The organism is Pantoea sp. S18 (assembly GCF_045689705.1).
Taxonomy (GTDB): Bacteria; Pseudomonadota; Gammaproteobacteria; order Enterobacterales; family Enterobacteriaceae; genus Pantoea; species Pantoea symbiotica.
In genome coordinates this window covers 3,724,505-3,738,723 of the sequence record NZ_CP142688.1, presented here as the reverse complement: position 1 = coordinate 3,738,723, position 14,219 = coordinate 3,724,505, and the positions used below count along the sequence as shown (strand labels likewise).

At 51.9% G+C, this 14,219-nt stretch carries 10 protein-coding genes; 6 read left to right on the top strand and 4 right to left on the bottom strand.

Translation table 11 applies throughout. From position 1 onward, the window contains the following. Nucleotides 1–5 precede the first annotated feature (5 nt). Nucleotides 6–1,124 (top strand): 23S rRNA (guanine(1835)-N(2))-methyltransferase RlmG, encoded by a 1,119-nt coding sequence (gene rlmG / locus VIJ98_RS17260; RefSeq protein WP_008103480.1) that lies wholly within the window; start codon nucleotides 6–8, stop codon nucleotides 1,122–1,124. Here rlmG and VIJ98_RS17255 read toward each other — a convergent pair whose 3' ends face one another. The 3 genes from VIJ98_RS17255 to VIJ98_RS17245 all read right to left on the bottom strand — a co-directional run bounded on the left by VIJ98_RS17255 (nucleotide 1,125) and on the right by VIJ98_RS17245 (nucleotide 7,839). Further along, the gene (locus VIJ98_RS17255) at nucleotides 1,125–3,128 is read right to left on the bottom strand and encodes an NADPH-dependent 2,4-dienoyl-CoA reductase (RefSeq protein WP_323275219.1); all 2,004 of its coding nucleotides are present in this window, start codon (nucleotides 3,126–3,128) and stop codon (nucleotides 1,125–1,127) included. Nucleotides 3,129–3,450: 322 nt separating this feature from the next. Beyond that, a complete protein-coding gene (locus VIJ98_RS17250; protein WP_008103476.1) occupies nucleotides 3,451–4,074 on the bottom strand; it encodes a response regulator transcription factor in 624 nt (207 codons plus the stop codon). A 99-nt stretch (nucleotides 4,075–4,173) separates the two neighbouring features. Next, nucleotides 4,174–7,839: an ATP-binding protein gene (locus VIJ98_RS17245; protein ID WP_323275217.1), complete on the bottom strand. Its 3,666-nt coding sequence runs from the start codon at nucleotides 7,837–7,839 to the stop codon at nucleotides 4,174–4,176. 486 nt (nucleotides 7,840–8,325) lie between these two features. On the opposite strand from VIJ98_RS17245, the gene VIJ98_RS17240 reads away from it, so the two are divergent. The 4 genes from VIJ98_RS17240 (at nucleotide 8,326) to VIJ98_RS17225 (ending at nucleotide 12,402) form a co-directional block, all read left to right on the top strand. Further along, the gene (locus VIJ98_RS17240; protein ID WP_008103473.1) at nucleotides 8,326–9,027 is read left to right on the top strand and encodes a response regulator transcription factor; all 702 of its coding nucleotides are present in this window, start codon (nucleotides 8,326–8,328) and stop codon (nucleotides 9,025–9,027) included. Nucleotides 9,028–9,197: 170 nt separating this feature from the next. Continuing rightward, entirely contained in the window at nucleotides 9,198–10,229 is a 1,032-nt protein-coding gene (idnD, locus tag VIJ98_RS17235) for an L-idonate 5-dehydrogenase (RefSeq protein WP_323275214.1), read from the top strand. Between the two features lie 9 nt (nucleotides 10,230–10,238). Then, nucleotides 10,239–11,003, top strand: a complete 765-nt coding sequence (gene idnO, locus VIJ98_RS17230; protein ID WP_323275212.1) for a gluconate 5-dehydrogenase — start codon at nucleotides 10,239–10,241, stop codon at nucleotides 11,001–11,003. A 79-nt stretch (nucleotides 11,004–11,082) separates the two neighbouring features. Beyond that, a complete protein-coding gene (locus tag VIJ98_RS17225) occupies nucleotides 11,083–12,402 on the top strand; it encodes a gluconate:H+ symporter (RefSeq protein WP_008103467.1) in 1,320 nt (439 codons plus the stop codon). Nucleotides 12,403–12,432: 30 nt separating this feature from the next. Here the strand turns inward: VIJ98_RS17225 and VIJ98_RS17220 are convergent, their stop codons facing one another. Continuing rightward, nucleotides 12,433–13,152 carry a polyphenol oxidase family protein gene (locus VIJ98_RS17220; RefSeq protein ID WP_323275209.1) on the bottom strand — a complete coding sequence of 240 codons (720 nt, stop codon included), beginning with the start codon at nucleotides 13,150–13,152 and terminating at the stop codon, nucleotides 12,433–12,435. Nucleotides 13,153–13,261: 109 nt separating this feature from the next. Between VIJ98_RS17220 and VIJ98_RS17215 the strand changes: the two genes are divergently transcribed. Then, nucleotides 13,262–14,071, top strand: coding sequence for a 5'-nucleotidase, lipoprotein e(P4) family (locus VIJ98_RS17215; RefSeq protein WP_323275207.1), 810 nt, complete (start codon nucleotides 13,262–13,264; stop codon nucleotides 14,069–14,071). The last annotated feature ends 148 nt before the right edge of the window (nucleotides 14,072–14,219 follow it).

Here is a 14,219-nt window from a genome sequence, read left to right as displayed (position 1 = left end):
ATTCCATGAGCCAACTTGAACTGACCAATCGCACGCTGACGCTGCACCGCTTCCCGCCAATGCGTGAGGAAAGCCCGCTACAGGCGTGGGATTCCGCCGATGAATACCTGCTGCAGCAAGAGCTGCCAGAGGGCCCGGTATTGGTGTTCAACGACAGCTTTGGCGCGCTGACCTGCGGGCTGGGCGCACGTCCTGTGTGGCATGTCAGCGATTCGCTGCTGAGTGAACAGGCGGCAAAACAGAACCTGCGTCTCAATGAGATGGATGAAGATCAGGTGCACTTTATCGATAGCCTGGCGCCACTGCCCGCCGCGCCGGCGGTGGTGATGATCAAAATCCCCAAAGCGCTGGCGCTGCTGGAGCATCAACTGCGTGCATTGCGCGAAGTGATCACGCCAGACACGCTGATTCTGGCGGCGGCGAAAGCCAAAGACATTCACAACTCCACGCTGCAGCTGTTCGAGCGTATCCTCGGCGAGAGCAAAACCTCGCTGGCGTGGAAAAAAGCGCGTCTGATTTATAGCCGCTACACCGCGCCTCAATTAGCGGATCAGCCTGCGACCACCGTTTGGCCGCTGGATGATTCTGAATACCAAATCCACAACCATGCCAACGTGTTTTCCCGCGCGTCGCTGGATGTGGGCGCACGCTTCTTTATGCAGCATCTGCCTTTTGACATTGAAGGTGAGATTCTCGATCTGGGTTGCGGCAATGGCGTGATTGGCTTGCTGGCGCTGGAACAGAACCCGAACGCGGACGTGCTGTTTTATGACGAATCCTACATGGCGGTGGCATCAAGCAAACTGAACGTAGAAGTGAACCGTCCGCAGGATATGGCGCGCTGTCAGTTCCGCGTTAACAACGTGCTGAGTGGCTTCCCGTCCGATCGCCTGCACGCGGTACTGTGCAACCCGCCATTCCATCAGCAGCACGCGGTGACCGATCATCTGGCGTGGCAAATGCTGCGTGATGCCAAACGCTGCCTGCAGTATGGCGGCGAGTTGCGCATCGTCGGCAACCGCCACCTCGGCTATCACGTCAAAATGAAAAAGCTGTTTGGTAACTGCGAACTGGTGGCGTCCAACGCCAAGTTCGTGGTGCTGCGTTCGGTCAAACTGCGTTAATTAGATATTCAGCGCCAGTTCGGTCGCCTGAGCTATGGCGCGGCGAGCATCCAGCTCCTGCGCCACATCTGCACCGCCAATCACCCGAACGGATTTACCTCGCGCACTGAGCTGGTCCGCCAGCAGGCGCAGCGGTTCCTGTCCGGCACAAATCACCACGTTATCTACCGCCAGCGTTATCGCTTCGCCCTGATGACGCAGATGTAATCCGGCATCATCAATCTGCAAATACTCTACGTCGCCCCACATCTGCACGCCGTGCGCCTGCAAACTGGCGCGGTGGATCCAGCCAGTAGTTTTCGCTAAGCCTGCGCCCGGCTTGCCGGATTTACGTTGCAGCAGCCAGATTTGCCGATCGGCGGGCTGTGGCTGTGGCGCAATCAAACCGCCACGCGCCTGCAGGCTTCGGTCGATGCCCCAGCTTTGGTAAAAATCGTCATGGCTGGATTGATGCAGCAGAAACTCAGCGGTATCAAAACCAATGCCGCCCGCGCCGATAATCGCCACGCGTTTTCCCACCGGTTTTTTATCGCGTATGACGTCGAGATAGCTCAGCACGCTGGGATGATCGATGCCGGGAATCGCCAGCTGGCGCGGCAAGATACCGGTGGCGATAATCACTTCGTCAGCAGCTTCCAGTTCGTCTGCGTCTACGCGGTGATCCGTCTTAACGGTTACGCCTGCGGCAGCAAGCTGATGACGGAAATAGCGCAGCGTTTCACTGAATTCGGCCTTGCCGGGAATCTGCCGGGCGATATTAAACTGCCCGCCAATTTGTGCGTCGGCTTCGTACAGGGTGACCTGATGGCCGCGCTCCGCCGCCTGCAGCGCGAACGCCATGCCTGCGGGCCCAGCACCCACCACCGCTAACTGCTTCGGCTGTTCGGTGGCGATCACCGGCATCAGCGTTTCATGGCAGGCGCGTGGATTCACCAGGCAAGAGGTGACTTTGCCGACAAAGATTTGATCGAGGCAGGCCTGATTACAGGCAATGCAGGTGTTGATGGCATCGGGCTGGCCGGTTTCTGCTTTACGAACGAAAGCCGCATCGGCGAGGAAAGGGCGCGCCATCGAAACCATATCGGCGATGCCGTCACGCAGAAGTTGTTCTGCCACATCGGGATGGTTGATGCGGTTAGTGGCAATGACCGGCACCGACACGCGCTCGCGCAGATGCTGCGTGACCCAGGCAAAACCGGCGCGCGGCACGCAAGTGGCGATGGTGGGAATACGCGCTTCATGCCAGCCAATACCGCTGTTAAACAGCGTAACGCCACACTGCTCCAGCGCTTGTGCCAGCGAAAGTGTCTCTTCCAGCGAGCTGCCGTTATTAACCAGATCGAGCATCGACAGGCGGAAGATAATGATGAAGTCGCTGCCAACGGCATCGCGCACCGCTTGCGTCACAGCTAACGCAAAGCGCTGACGTCGCGCCACATCGCCGCCCCAGTCATCCTCACGCTGATTGGTATGTGCTACCAGAAACTGATTAATCAGATAACCTTCCGAACCCATGATCTCCACGCCGTCATAGCCAGCCTGTTGCGCCAGTTTGGCGCAGTGCGCGAAGTCCTGAATGGTCTGATGGATATCCGCATCGCTAAGCGCTTGCGGCGTAAAAGGATTGATCGGTGCCTGCAACGCCGAAGGGGCAACCAGATCGCGTTGATAGCTGTAGCGGCCAGCATGCAGAATCTGCAGCGCGATTTTCCCGCCTTCTGCATGCACCGCATCAGTGATGACGCGGTGCCAGTTGCACTGACTCTCCTGGTTTAGGATCGCTCCGCCTTGTGCCACCACGCCTTGCGGATTGGGCGCAATACCGCCGGTGACAATCAGCGCCACGCCTTCACGCGCGCGCTCAGCGTAGAAGGCGGCGAGACGCTCCGCGCCATCGGCGTGTTCTTCCAATCCGGTATGCATCGAGCCCATCAGAAAACGGTTTTTGAGTTGGGTAAAGCCCAAATCCAGCGGTGCGAAGAGGCGGGCATAATGTTCAGACATGATCACATACTCAGAAAGTGGTCGGATGAGTGAACTCTAGCGGGATTTTGCAGGGAAGGAAGTATGTGGCGTTCAGCCTGTGAGAAGCATCAAAAAAAAGCAGGGCGGTAAGTCGCAGACGAAAGTATCGGACTTCTTTCGCCAGGCACGGGAAGAAACCTACTCGCCCTGTAATAGCATGAAGAAGGGGCTAATAAATTAGCTCTGTGGTTATTAATTCCTTTAAAACTCAATCTTTTTAAAAACTGTCCGGGGTAAGGACAAGGCACATCATGCCATGTCACTACACTGTTTATCCGCAAGACTAGTCTTGATTTTTCTTTTAGCACGCTCCATTACGACGTGCGAGTTCGATGATATCGACCAGGTTTTTTGACTCAAGTTTTTGGAATATTTTTGTTTTATAAGTACTGATGGTTTTATTATTTAATCCCAGCTCGCAAGCGATGGTTTTATTTGATTTTCCTTGTGCGAGTTGCCGTAAAATCAAATTTTCACGATCCGTCAGGCGAGAAAGCATGTCTTGCTCATTCGCATAACGCTGACGCTTATCCAGAATGTCACCAGGCAGATAATTCACGTTGTTAGAGACACAACCAATCGCGGCGATCAGGGTTTGAATGGGATCGTAGGTTGACACGAACCCGTTAGCGCCCTGGCTAAGTGATTGTATAGATAAGTGATTATTTCCACCCTGGCTTATTAGAATGACTTTCATCCAGGTTTTTGATTTAACGATATCTCGTAAAAATGCGATGCCATTTTTTTCTTTAAAGTCAGGATCTAATATTAGTATGTCGATGTGATGATGAATGATATCATCAATTCCATCGTTAATTGTGTGCGCAGTAGTGACACAATTAAAACCATTCATTAATAATAAAGCCTGCACGCCGGCGGCAACCAAACGATGCTCATCAACGATGAGGATTTTTGCATTAAACATATCTCTCCCTTTAACGCCACCATAATGATGACGTTGACGGTCATTATGTCCGGCGGATTAATAGGGCGAACCGAGAAATGTCTCGATAAGATTATGATTCTAGGAAAAGTGATGATTTTTCAGGCGAAGTTCTGAAAATTCTAATAGCGTTTGATTTACACGATCTATTTCCACTGTAATTTTCGCTATTAATGTTTGCGCATCATATGCCTCCTCGCGGTGCACCTCTAATTGACGACCTAATTTCACCAGAGCATGCGCATTCAAAATCGCGGCACCTCCTTTTAGTTTGTGGCCGAGTTGTGACAGCGCACTGGCTTCCTGAGTTTGCTGTAATTCTGCCAGCAACGTTTCGTGGCTGGTGCGGATGCTGGCAATCAACGCCAGGCAACTTTCAACATCACGTTCAGCCAACTGGGTTAACAGTGGAGGGAGATCGACAATAGCGCTTTCTGCACCATCATCATCCTGAATGAATTCTTCAGCGGCAGGCGATGGCTTTGAGTCCGTCGTGCCACGTCGGGTGCAATGCTCAATCTGCGCCAGTAAACGATCCAGATTCAGGGGCTTAAACAGGCAGTCATTCATGCCAGCCTGCAAACAGCGTTGCATGATGTGTTGTTCGGCCGAGGCCGTTAGGCCGTACAACATAATCGGCGGTAAATGATGCAGTTGCTCATATTGGCGGAGCGCCTCAGCAAACTGAAAGCCGTTCATTGTCGGCATATTGCAATCGGTGATGATTAAATCAAAACGCAGTGGCGCTTGCTGCCACAGCGCCAGCGCTTCGGCAGCACTTTCGCTGACCACCACCTGATGGCCTGATAACTCAAGTTGCTTACCGAGTAGCAAGCGATTGGGAGCATGATCGTCAATAACTAACACTGAGAGTTTGTCAGAGAACACAGGATGCGACAGATGCGGTTGGGTCTGATCGCGTGGTTCTCCTTGCGGTGCACGGAAATAAAAAGAGAAGACCGCTCCTTCGCCCGGTGCACTTTCTACAATCAGCTCGCCATCCAGCAAGTGCGCAAGATTACGGCAAATACTTAATCCTAATCCGGTGCCCAGTTGCTGTTGATGGCGTTCGCCGACCTGGACAAAGGGTTCAAAAATGGCATGTTGTTGATCTTCCGTCATACCACAACCGTTATCGCTCACTTCAATGACAAATTCGCTGCCTTCCTCTTCCTGCGCGATACCTTGCATCAGCACCACGGTAACTGTGCCTTCTTCCGTAAATTTTATAGCATTGCTTAAAAGATTAGAGAGGATCTGGTTGATCATCAGCGGATCGGTTTTCACCCAATAGGCGGCGATATCCATTTCGACACGTAGATCAATCCCTTTGCTTTCGGCTTTGTTGCGGAACAGTGCGACAGCTTGCTCAATGACATCCGGCAAATAGACAGTTTCCGGCGTGGGTTGATACATACCGGATTCGATCTTTGAAAGATCGAGTACATCACCAATTAATGATAACAATGCGTGTGCTGAACTGTAGGCAACACGAATATTCTCTGAAAGTGAATCCGTGGACTGCGAACGTGTTTCCAGCTCTAGCAAGCCAATAATGGCATGCAACGGGGTGCGGATCTCATGGCTCATACTGGCGAGGAATTCGCTTTTGGAACGATTCGCTTTATCCGCCGCATCTTTTGCCAGCTGCAACTCCTGCAACAGCGCATTACGTTCGGTCACATCCAGCCAGCCACCAATTACGCCTGCTACATCGCCGAGACGATCGCGAAAAGGTAATGTCCAGTTGTAGAGCTGGAGAGGTTGTTGATCAAATACCATATGGATATCGCGCATCACGGCTTCGCCATCGCGCAAGGTTTGCTGATAACCCTCTTCAATACTTTGGATGCTGGCATTATTGCCCGTAAATACGTCGGATAGCCGTTTGCCAATCACCTCTTCACGCTGGAAATTCATATAGCGCAAATAGGCTTTGTTACAGTCAACCAACCGGGTATTTTTGTCGCGAATATACATCGCGACCGGCGATTCATTAAATAGAGTATGGGTGAAATTGAGTTGATTCTTTAACGCATTTTCGGCCTGAATGCGCTGTTGAATGACCTTACGCAAATGACGGTTCCACAACAAAATAAGCACAATCAGCCCGGACGAAACTGAAACAATCATCAGTATCGCCTGTTTATAGTTCTGCCATGAAGCGCTAATAAAAGGGGTTTCTGCCTGCCGCCACTGCGCCAGCAGTTTGAACAGTGTTTCTGGAGGGATCGCTAATAAGGCTTTATTGAGAATGCTGACCAACATTTCATTACCGGGCTCAACACGCATAACGAAACGTGCTGGATCGGCACCCAGCGTACTCTCAACATGTAACGCATCGCCAAAATGATTACGTAGCAGATAATCTGCAAAAATTTTTGGCAGCACTACGGCATCAATCTTGTGCTCTTGCAACTGGCGCAGGGCATCAATTGGATCATCACTGTTAGCTAAACTAAGGTGGGGATAATGCTGCAACATCCACTCTTTCATCGTTTGATTGCTCAGCATTAGTACTGAGCCAAAGGGGAAGGAATCGCGTCCGACGATATTGCGGGGTTTCTGATTGCGGATGATCACCCAATGCGATACCAGCCATGGTCGGGTTGTTAACTGAGGATGCGCCTCGTCTTCCCGATCCAGGATATCCATGGGAAACAGGCGAGGAGAATTATATTTATCGCTGGAAGGTGATGCTGCTCCCAACGCATGATTACTGAAATTCAAACCGGTCAGATTGGCGATCAGTTCCAGCACATCAACACTCATGCCGAGGAAGGGCATTTTCGCTGTACGGCTACTTAACGGGGCTAATTTGGTCGGTAATAAGGTGCTTATACGTGAGTGATCCTTCAGCCACTGCTCCTCTTCCAGGGTTAATGCGAGTGGATTACGTTGCAAAACATGGTGAACATCAAGCTGCCAGCGTTTGGCTATCTGCATGCGAATAGACAGCGGAATTTGCTGCAATGCCTTATCAACCGCTTTCGCCAGCAAGGGAAAGTGTGGACTAATGCCAAAGCTAACGTTCATTGGAATACTGTGTGCGTCTGGCGCTATTTTAAGCGCATTAGCAAACAGATATCGGTTGAGATGATTTAGCGTTGCGGCATTTCCCCAAACCTGCCCAGTCTGATTAAAAACCACGGACGCAACTGCATCATAATAGCCAGGAAAGCGCACCAGTTGGTCGCCATGATAGTTACTTTCCAGATATTCGCGTCGTTGCGGTGCTCCGGACCAGGCGATACGTTGGCCCTGTGAAGGACTCAGGCTGATTGCGTGTTCTGCTTTAAAGCCAACCACGCTGTAATCCAACATCCATGGTGCACTTGAGATCAACTGTTGTGGCGATGAAGTGGGTAACACAACATTGATCGCCAGCATCTGCATCTCGCCACTGAGCACGGCTTTCTGCGCGGCGCTGTGATCAGGATAGTAATAGAGCTCGATGGTGGTATCGAGCATGCTTTGTATCAGGGAGAGATAATCGGCACTCAGCCCTTCAAAACGTCGCGTGTCGGTATCCATAAATAAAGGAGGCTGCGGCTGACCCGCTACTGCGACTTTGATCACTTTGTTGCGAAATTCCGAAGGAATGGGTTCGGCTAATTGCAATGCGGGTTGCGCAGTATCATATCGAGCCAGAAGCTGCAGTGTTTTTTCCGTTGCAGATGATGTACAGGAAAATAAAGCGGCCAGCAATAGCACTGTCCGGCGAAAACTTGCGAGCGAATTGAACACGGCAACATCTCGAGAAAAGTAATGATATTAATTACAGTGAGGACATTGGAGTATAGAGATATTTATATACTTCTCTTCCCCTATTTCAATAGTGTCAATATTTTGCGACCATTCTCAAAAAAACAACCTGTCGTTAAAGAAAACGCTTGAGCATTCAAAAACTCGATTTTATTAATTGTTCATTTTATTCAAAGTGTTAACTATGTCTTGTCCTTTCAAGACAATTCTTATGTGGTCTTATTGTGGAGTTAAGTCAGAATTTTCGCAGTTTAACGTGAGTGGACAACATAAAAATCTATTGCGCTGAGAATTGAAAGCCAGTTAAACGACGTGAATAATCTATTTTCTGGCGAAAACGTGTGGGAAATTATAATGCTGAGATGAATTTATTATCTCAATCTTTACATATTAATATCATCAGGTCACTTCAGCTGGTGTGGTTATCACAATTGGACAAAGTTAAAACTGTAATAAAGGAATATATAAATGGTATATGCACACAATAAACAAGTGCGTGTTGCTGTCCTTGATGATCACCCAATGGTCCGTACCGTTTTCGAGTTGTGTTTAAAACATGAGCCCGATATTCATTTGGTGGGAACCTGGGCTTCAAGTAATGAATTATTTAATCAGCTAAGAAGTACTGTGGTTGATGTGCTGGTACTGGATTTCCTGCTGGGTGAGCGTGAACTGGATGGTTTGGCGTTGGTGAAACAATTGCGTAATCACTATCCGCAGCAAAAAATTCTCATCTCATCTTCAATGGAAAGTCCTGCCATCGTCAAAATGGTGCTCAGCGCGGGTGTGAAAGGTTTTATTGGTAAAAGCCACAACATGCAGGAAATTACGCATGCGATTCGTCAGGTGGCGCAGGGACGTTTGTTCTTGTCCAAAGAAGTCGCTTACGAAGTGGAGAATCTCTATGTAATGAGCGAAGAGTCACTGGATGATAGCCTCGATTTCAGCAGCAAAGGCAACATGTATGAGAAGGTGAAAACCCTCAGTCCGCGCGAAGTGGAAGTGGTACGTTGTTTCCTCGACGGTTTGAGCGTGTCGCAAATTGCCGTGAAGTTTAAACGCAGTCGTAAAACCGTGAGCGGACAGAAACAATCTGCGCTGAAAAAACTCGGTTTGCGCTCCGATTCTGAGCTATTCAAATACAGCCACGACCTGATGTCAGGCTATTAATTCTGTTCTGCGGCGGCCAATTACGGCCGCCTTTTTTCCTTTCTACATCACATGCTTCACGTTCCAGGTAACACCTTCTCGTAACATGTTTTAAGGTGATCTTTGTCACAGTTTAAAGCTGCATAACCCGGTCTGATGACCCCCATTGCGACAGCACTTATGGGGACGTTATGAATATCGATACGCAATCCGGCGTGATCACTGGAAAAAAACAAGTCAGCGTTGCGCAGCAGCAGGTGAAATGGGACGGCAAAGGTACGCTGGTTCGCATTACGCGCGGCGGCATTTGTGGCTCGGACCTGCATTACTATCAGGAAGGTAAGGTCGGCAGTTTTGAGATCAAAATGCCGATGATTCTTGGCCACGAAGTGATCGGCTACGTAGTTGAGAGCGATAACCCGAATCTCAAACCCGAGCAAAAAATCGCGGTTAATCCCTCCAAGCCCTGCGGTGCGTGCAAATATTGCCAGCGCGATCAGGAAAACCAGTGCACTACTATGCGCTTCTTCGGCAGCGCCATGTATGTGCCGCACGTTGATGGCGGTTTCACTCAATATAAAGTGGTAGATAGCGCGCAATGCGTGCCATTCCCGCAGGATGCTGATGAAACAGTCATGGTATTTGCTGAGCCGCTGGCCGTTTGCATTCACGCCACGCAGCAGGCGGGCGATCTCACCGGCAAGCACGTGTTTATCTCGGGCGTGGGGCCAATTGGCTGCCTGATTGCGGCGGCAGCAAAAGCGCGCGGCGCTGCCTCCATTGTGTGCAGCGATATCAGCGAGCGTTCACTGGAGATGGCGCAGCAGATGGGCGCAACCGACGTGATTCATGCCGCAGAGGGCAATTTCGCGCCATACCTCGCCGACAAAGGCTATTTCGATGTGGCGTTTGAAGCCTCTGGTCATCCTTCTTCGCTGCAGCGCTGCCTTGATGTGGTGTGCGCCAAAGGCACGCTGGTGCAGGTTGGTATGGGCGGCACCATCCCAAACTTCCCGATCATGGCGCTGATTGCCAAAGAGATTAATCTGGTCGGCTCATTCCGCTTTACCCATGAATTCAACACCGCCGTCGAATGGCTGGCTACTGGCGTGGTAAATCCGTTGCCGCTGTTCAGCGGCGAGTTCGCCTTGCAGGATATTGATGCCGCGCTGCAGTTTGCCGGCGATAAAACCCGTGCCGCTAAAGTTCAGTTAACATTCTAAGGAGCAGTGATGAGCCAGTTATTTTCCCTCGAAGGCAAGCGTGTGCTGCTAACCGGTTCGGCGCGTGGCATTGGATTCCTGCTGGCGCGCGGCTTAGCGGAAGCCGGTGCCGAAGTGATCGTCAACGCCACCACGCATGAAGGCGCAGAGAAAGCTGCAACCCAATTGCGCGAGCTCGGATTACGTGCGCACGCCAAAGCGTTTGATGTCACCCAATCGGCGCAGGTGAAGCAGGCGGTGGATGAGATTGAAGCGGAGTGGGGCGCGATTGATGTGCTGGTGAACAATGCCGGCATTCAGCGCCGCCGACCTTTCCTGGAATTCCCGGAGCAGGACTGGAATGACGTCATTGCGGTAAACCAGACCGCCGTATTCCTGGTTTCACAAACCGTGGCGAAAAAAATGGTTGAGCGTCAGCAGGGTAAAATCATCAATATTGGTTCGATGCAGAGCGAATTAGGCCGCGACACCATCACGCCTTACGCGGCCTCCAAAGGCGCGGTGACCATGCTGACGCGCGGCATGTGCGTAGAGCTGGCGCGTCACAATATTCAGGTCAACGCTATTGCGCCGGGCTATTTCGTTACTGAGATGACTCAAGCATTGGCTGACGATCCTGCTTTTACTGGCTGGCTCACCAAGCGCACGCCAGCCGCACGCTGGGGCAAGCCGGAAGAGCTGATTGGCGCGGCGGTATTCCTCGCTTCAGGTGCGTCGAACTTCGTTAACGGGCATCTACTGTTCGTTGACGGTGGCATGCGCGTCGCCGTGTGATGCCTGTGCGCGGCTGGCGTTATCGTCGGGCCGCGCCTAAACCTTAATCACCCCTCTGTATTCCTAAGGATAATAAAAAATGCCAATAACCATCATTGTGCTGGGTGTGATACTGCTGCTGGTGTTGATGATTGTATTTAAGGTCAATGGTTTCATTGCGTTGGTGTTTGTCTCGGCGGTGGTCGGTATCGCCGAAGGCATGACGCCGCTGAATGTGATGGCCTCGATCCAGAAAGGTATCGGCTCCACGTTAGGCGGATTAGCGATGATCCTCGGCTTCGGCGCCATGCTGGGGCGGCTGGTTTCCGATACCGGTGCCGCTCAACGGGTGGCCACCACGTTGATCGCCGCGTTTGGTAAAGAGCGGCTGCAATGGGCGCTGGTAGTGACCGGACTGATCGTCGGGCTGGCGATGTTCTATGAGGTCGGCTTCGTACTGCTGCTGCCGCTGGTATTCACTATCGTGGCGGCTGCCGGTTTGCCGCTGCTGTATGTTGGTGTGCCGATGGTGGCCGCGCTCTCGGTCACACACTGCTTCCTGCCGCCGCATCCTGGCCCAACGGCGATTGCCACCATCTTTGGCGCCAATCTCGGTACAACGTTGCTCTACGGCATGATAATCACCATTCCAACAGTGATTATTGCCGGGCCGGTTTTCTCGAAGTTCCTTAAAAGCTTTGAGAAGTCACCACCGGAAGGTTTGTATAACCCAAAAATCTTCACCGAAGAGGAGATGCCGGGCTTTGGTATCAGTATCTTTGCCGCAGTCATTCCCGTGGTACTGATGGCGATTGCCGCCGTCTTCGAGTTGACCACGCCGAAAGAGAACGCGCTGCGTCAGTTCTTCGAATTCATCGGTAATCCGGCGGTAGCGCTATTTATCGCGGTGGTAATTGCGGTGCTGACGTTGGGGCTGCGCAATGGCCGTAAGATGGAAGAAGTGATGGATATGTGCGGCGAATCGATTGCCGCCATCGCCATGATCATCTTTATCATCGCAGGCGGCGGTGCGTTCAAACAGGTACTGGTGGACAGCGGCGTGGGTAACTACATCGCCGATATGATGAAGGGCTCGTCACTGTCACCGCTGCTGATGTGCTGGACGGTTGCAGCGATGCTGCGCGTGGCGTTGGGTTCCGCCACGGTGGCCGCCATCACCACCGCCGGTATTGTGACGCCGATTATCGCCGCCACGCACGCCGATCCGGCCTTAATGGTGCTGGCGGTAGGTTCCGGCAGCGTGATCGCTTCACACGTTAACGATCCCGGCTTCTGGCTGTTTAAGGGCTACTTTAACCTGAGCGTGGTGGAAACCCTGAAAACCTGGACGGTGATGGAAACGCTGATCTCAATTCTCGGTTTAGCCGGCGTACTGGCGCTCAATGCGATAATTCACTGATCGACAAGGCTTCACAAGGATGTGAAGCCCTCAACCACGCGTGCGGATCCACGAGAAACGTGACTGATAGCCGCTGTCAAAATGGGTGTTGTAGCGATAGCTGGAACCCGATTCCGCCATGCAATAAGTACAGACGTTCAACATCTCAATATGTTCCGCCACTATTCCCCGCTGTAACAACAAGCGCCGCGCCAGATTAGGCAAATCAAACCAGATTCCATCTTGCTGGGCCCGCGCCTGCGGACGGATCGCTTGTGCGTTATGCGGCTGCTGAGTGGAATAGGGTAACGGCGGAAGATCGTCACGATCCTGCATCTGTGCCACCAGATCGTTACCCAGCTCATAGCAGCACGGGCCGATCGCCGGACCGATGATCACACGCAGCGTTGCACGGCTGGCACCGCGTTCCAGCAGACGATCAATCGCGTTGTTCAACACGCCGCCGAGCGTGCCTTTTAATCCGGCGTGCACCGCCGCCACTTGCTGCTGTTGCGGATCGGCAAATAACACCGGCAGACAATCGGCGGTATACACCGCGACCGGCAGATGATCTTCGCCAATCAAACCATCTGATTCGCAACGCTTAGGCGGGATGTTTTGATTAGCCAGCAGCACATTGGCGCTGTGACGCTGTTGGCCGTAAGCGGCATTGGCTGGAACGGGCTGGCCCGCCGGCTGAAAGGCATATTCCAGCCAGGAAAACTCATTCAATAGTCTTGATCGTGGTCCGCTGTGCGGGTGCTGTGCCATAAGTGTCTCCTCTCACCAAACGGCTGCATTCTGCTGCCCACAGCTTACGTTAACTGCTACATTTTTAAAGCTTTACAAAAACTGACCCTAATCACTTAAGGATGAAATGATGAAGAAAACCACTTTGCTGGCGGCGTCCGGCTTAATCGCGTTGGCGTTGACCGGTTGCGCGCAACCTGCCAAACAGCAGGCTCAGCAACAGCTCGGCCAGCAATCGGTACTGGCAGTGAACTGGTTCCAGCAATCCGGCGAATATCAGGCATTGAGCTGGCAGGCGTTTAACAGCGCGCGCATGGCTTTTGATCAGGCGCCATCGCTGGCGGGTAAACCGAAAGCGGTTATCGTCGATTTAGATGAAACGATGATCGATAACAGCGCCTACAGCGCGTGGCAGGCAAAAAATGGCCAGCCCTTCTCGGGTAAAACCTGGTCAGCGTGGACGCAGGCACGTCAGGCAACCGCCGTGCCGGGCGCAGTGGAGTTTGCTAACTACGTCAACAGCCACGGTGGCACTATGTTCTATATCTCCAACCGCGATCAAAAAGACTATGCCGCAACGGTGGAGAACCTGAATAAGTTGGGCTTCAGCGGCGTGAGTGAGAAGACGGTGCGCCTGAGCACCGGCAATTCCAACAAGCAAGAGCGCTTCGATGCGGTGAAAAACGCCGGTTACAACGTGGTGTTGTATGTGGGCGACAACCTGAATGACTTTGGCGGTTCAACCTGGCATCAGGGAAATGCGCAGCGTCAGCAGTTCGTGAGCCTCAACCATCAGCTTTTTGGCACCCAATTCATCGTGTTACCGAACCCGCTGTATGGCGACTGGGAAAGTGGCATGGCAGAAAACTACAACAAACTGACGCCTGAACAGCAATTGCAGGTACGTGAAGCGCGTATGAAAGCGTGGAACGGTAAATAATTCGGCAGGTGAAATAGCGTCTGCTTAGGCAGGCGCATTCATGCCCTCTTCAGGTCCAGTTATATTTACACTCCTGCGTAACTATTATTCTCCTCACGGTTTTCCTGATCTCTTACTTTATTTGATGAGAATGAACAGTGAATTATAT

Bases quoted from the DNA above. Each gene is read 5' to 3' on its own strand.
- VIJ98_RS17215 (WP_323275207.1), top strand. From the start codon at position 13,262: ATGAAGAAAACCACTTTGCTGGCGGCGTCCGGCTTAATCGCGTTGGCG.
- VIJ98_RS17255 (WP_323275219.1), bottom strand. From the start codon at position 3,128: ATGTCTGAACATTATGCCCGCCTCTTCGCACCGCTGGATTTGGGCTTT.
- VIJ98_RS17220 (WP_323275209.1), bottom strand. From the start codon at position 13,152: ATGGCACAGCACCCGCACAGCGGACCACGATCAAGACTATTGAATGAG.
- rlmG (WP_008103480.1), top strand. From the start codon at position 6: ATGAGCCAACTTGAACTGACCAATCGCACGCTGACGCTGCACCGCTTC.
- idnO (WP_323275212.1), top strand. From the start codon at position 10,239: ATGAGCCAGTTATTTTCCCTCGAAGGCAAGCGTGTGCTGCTAACCGGT.
- VIJ98_RS17240 (WP_008103473.1), top strand. From the start codon at position 8,326: ATGGTATATGCACACAATAAACAAGTGCGTGTTGCTGTCCTTGATGAT.
- VIJ98_RS17225 (WP_008103467.1), top strand. From the start codon at position 11,083: ATGCCAATAACCATCATTGTGCTGGGTGTGATACTGCTGCTGGTGTTG.
- VIJ98_RS17250 (WP_008103476.1), bottom strand. From the start codon at position 4,074: ATGTTTAATGCAAAAATCCTCATCGTTGATGAGCATCGTTTGGTTGCC.
- idnD (WP_323275214.1), top strand. From the start codon at position 9,198: ATGAATATCGATACGCAATCCGGCGTGATCACTGGAAAAAAACAAGTC.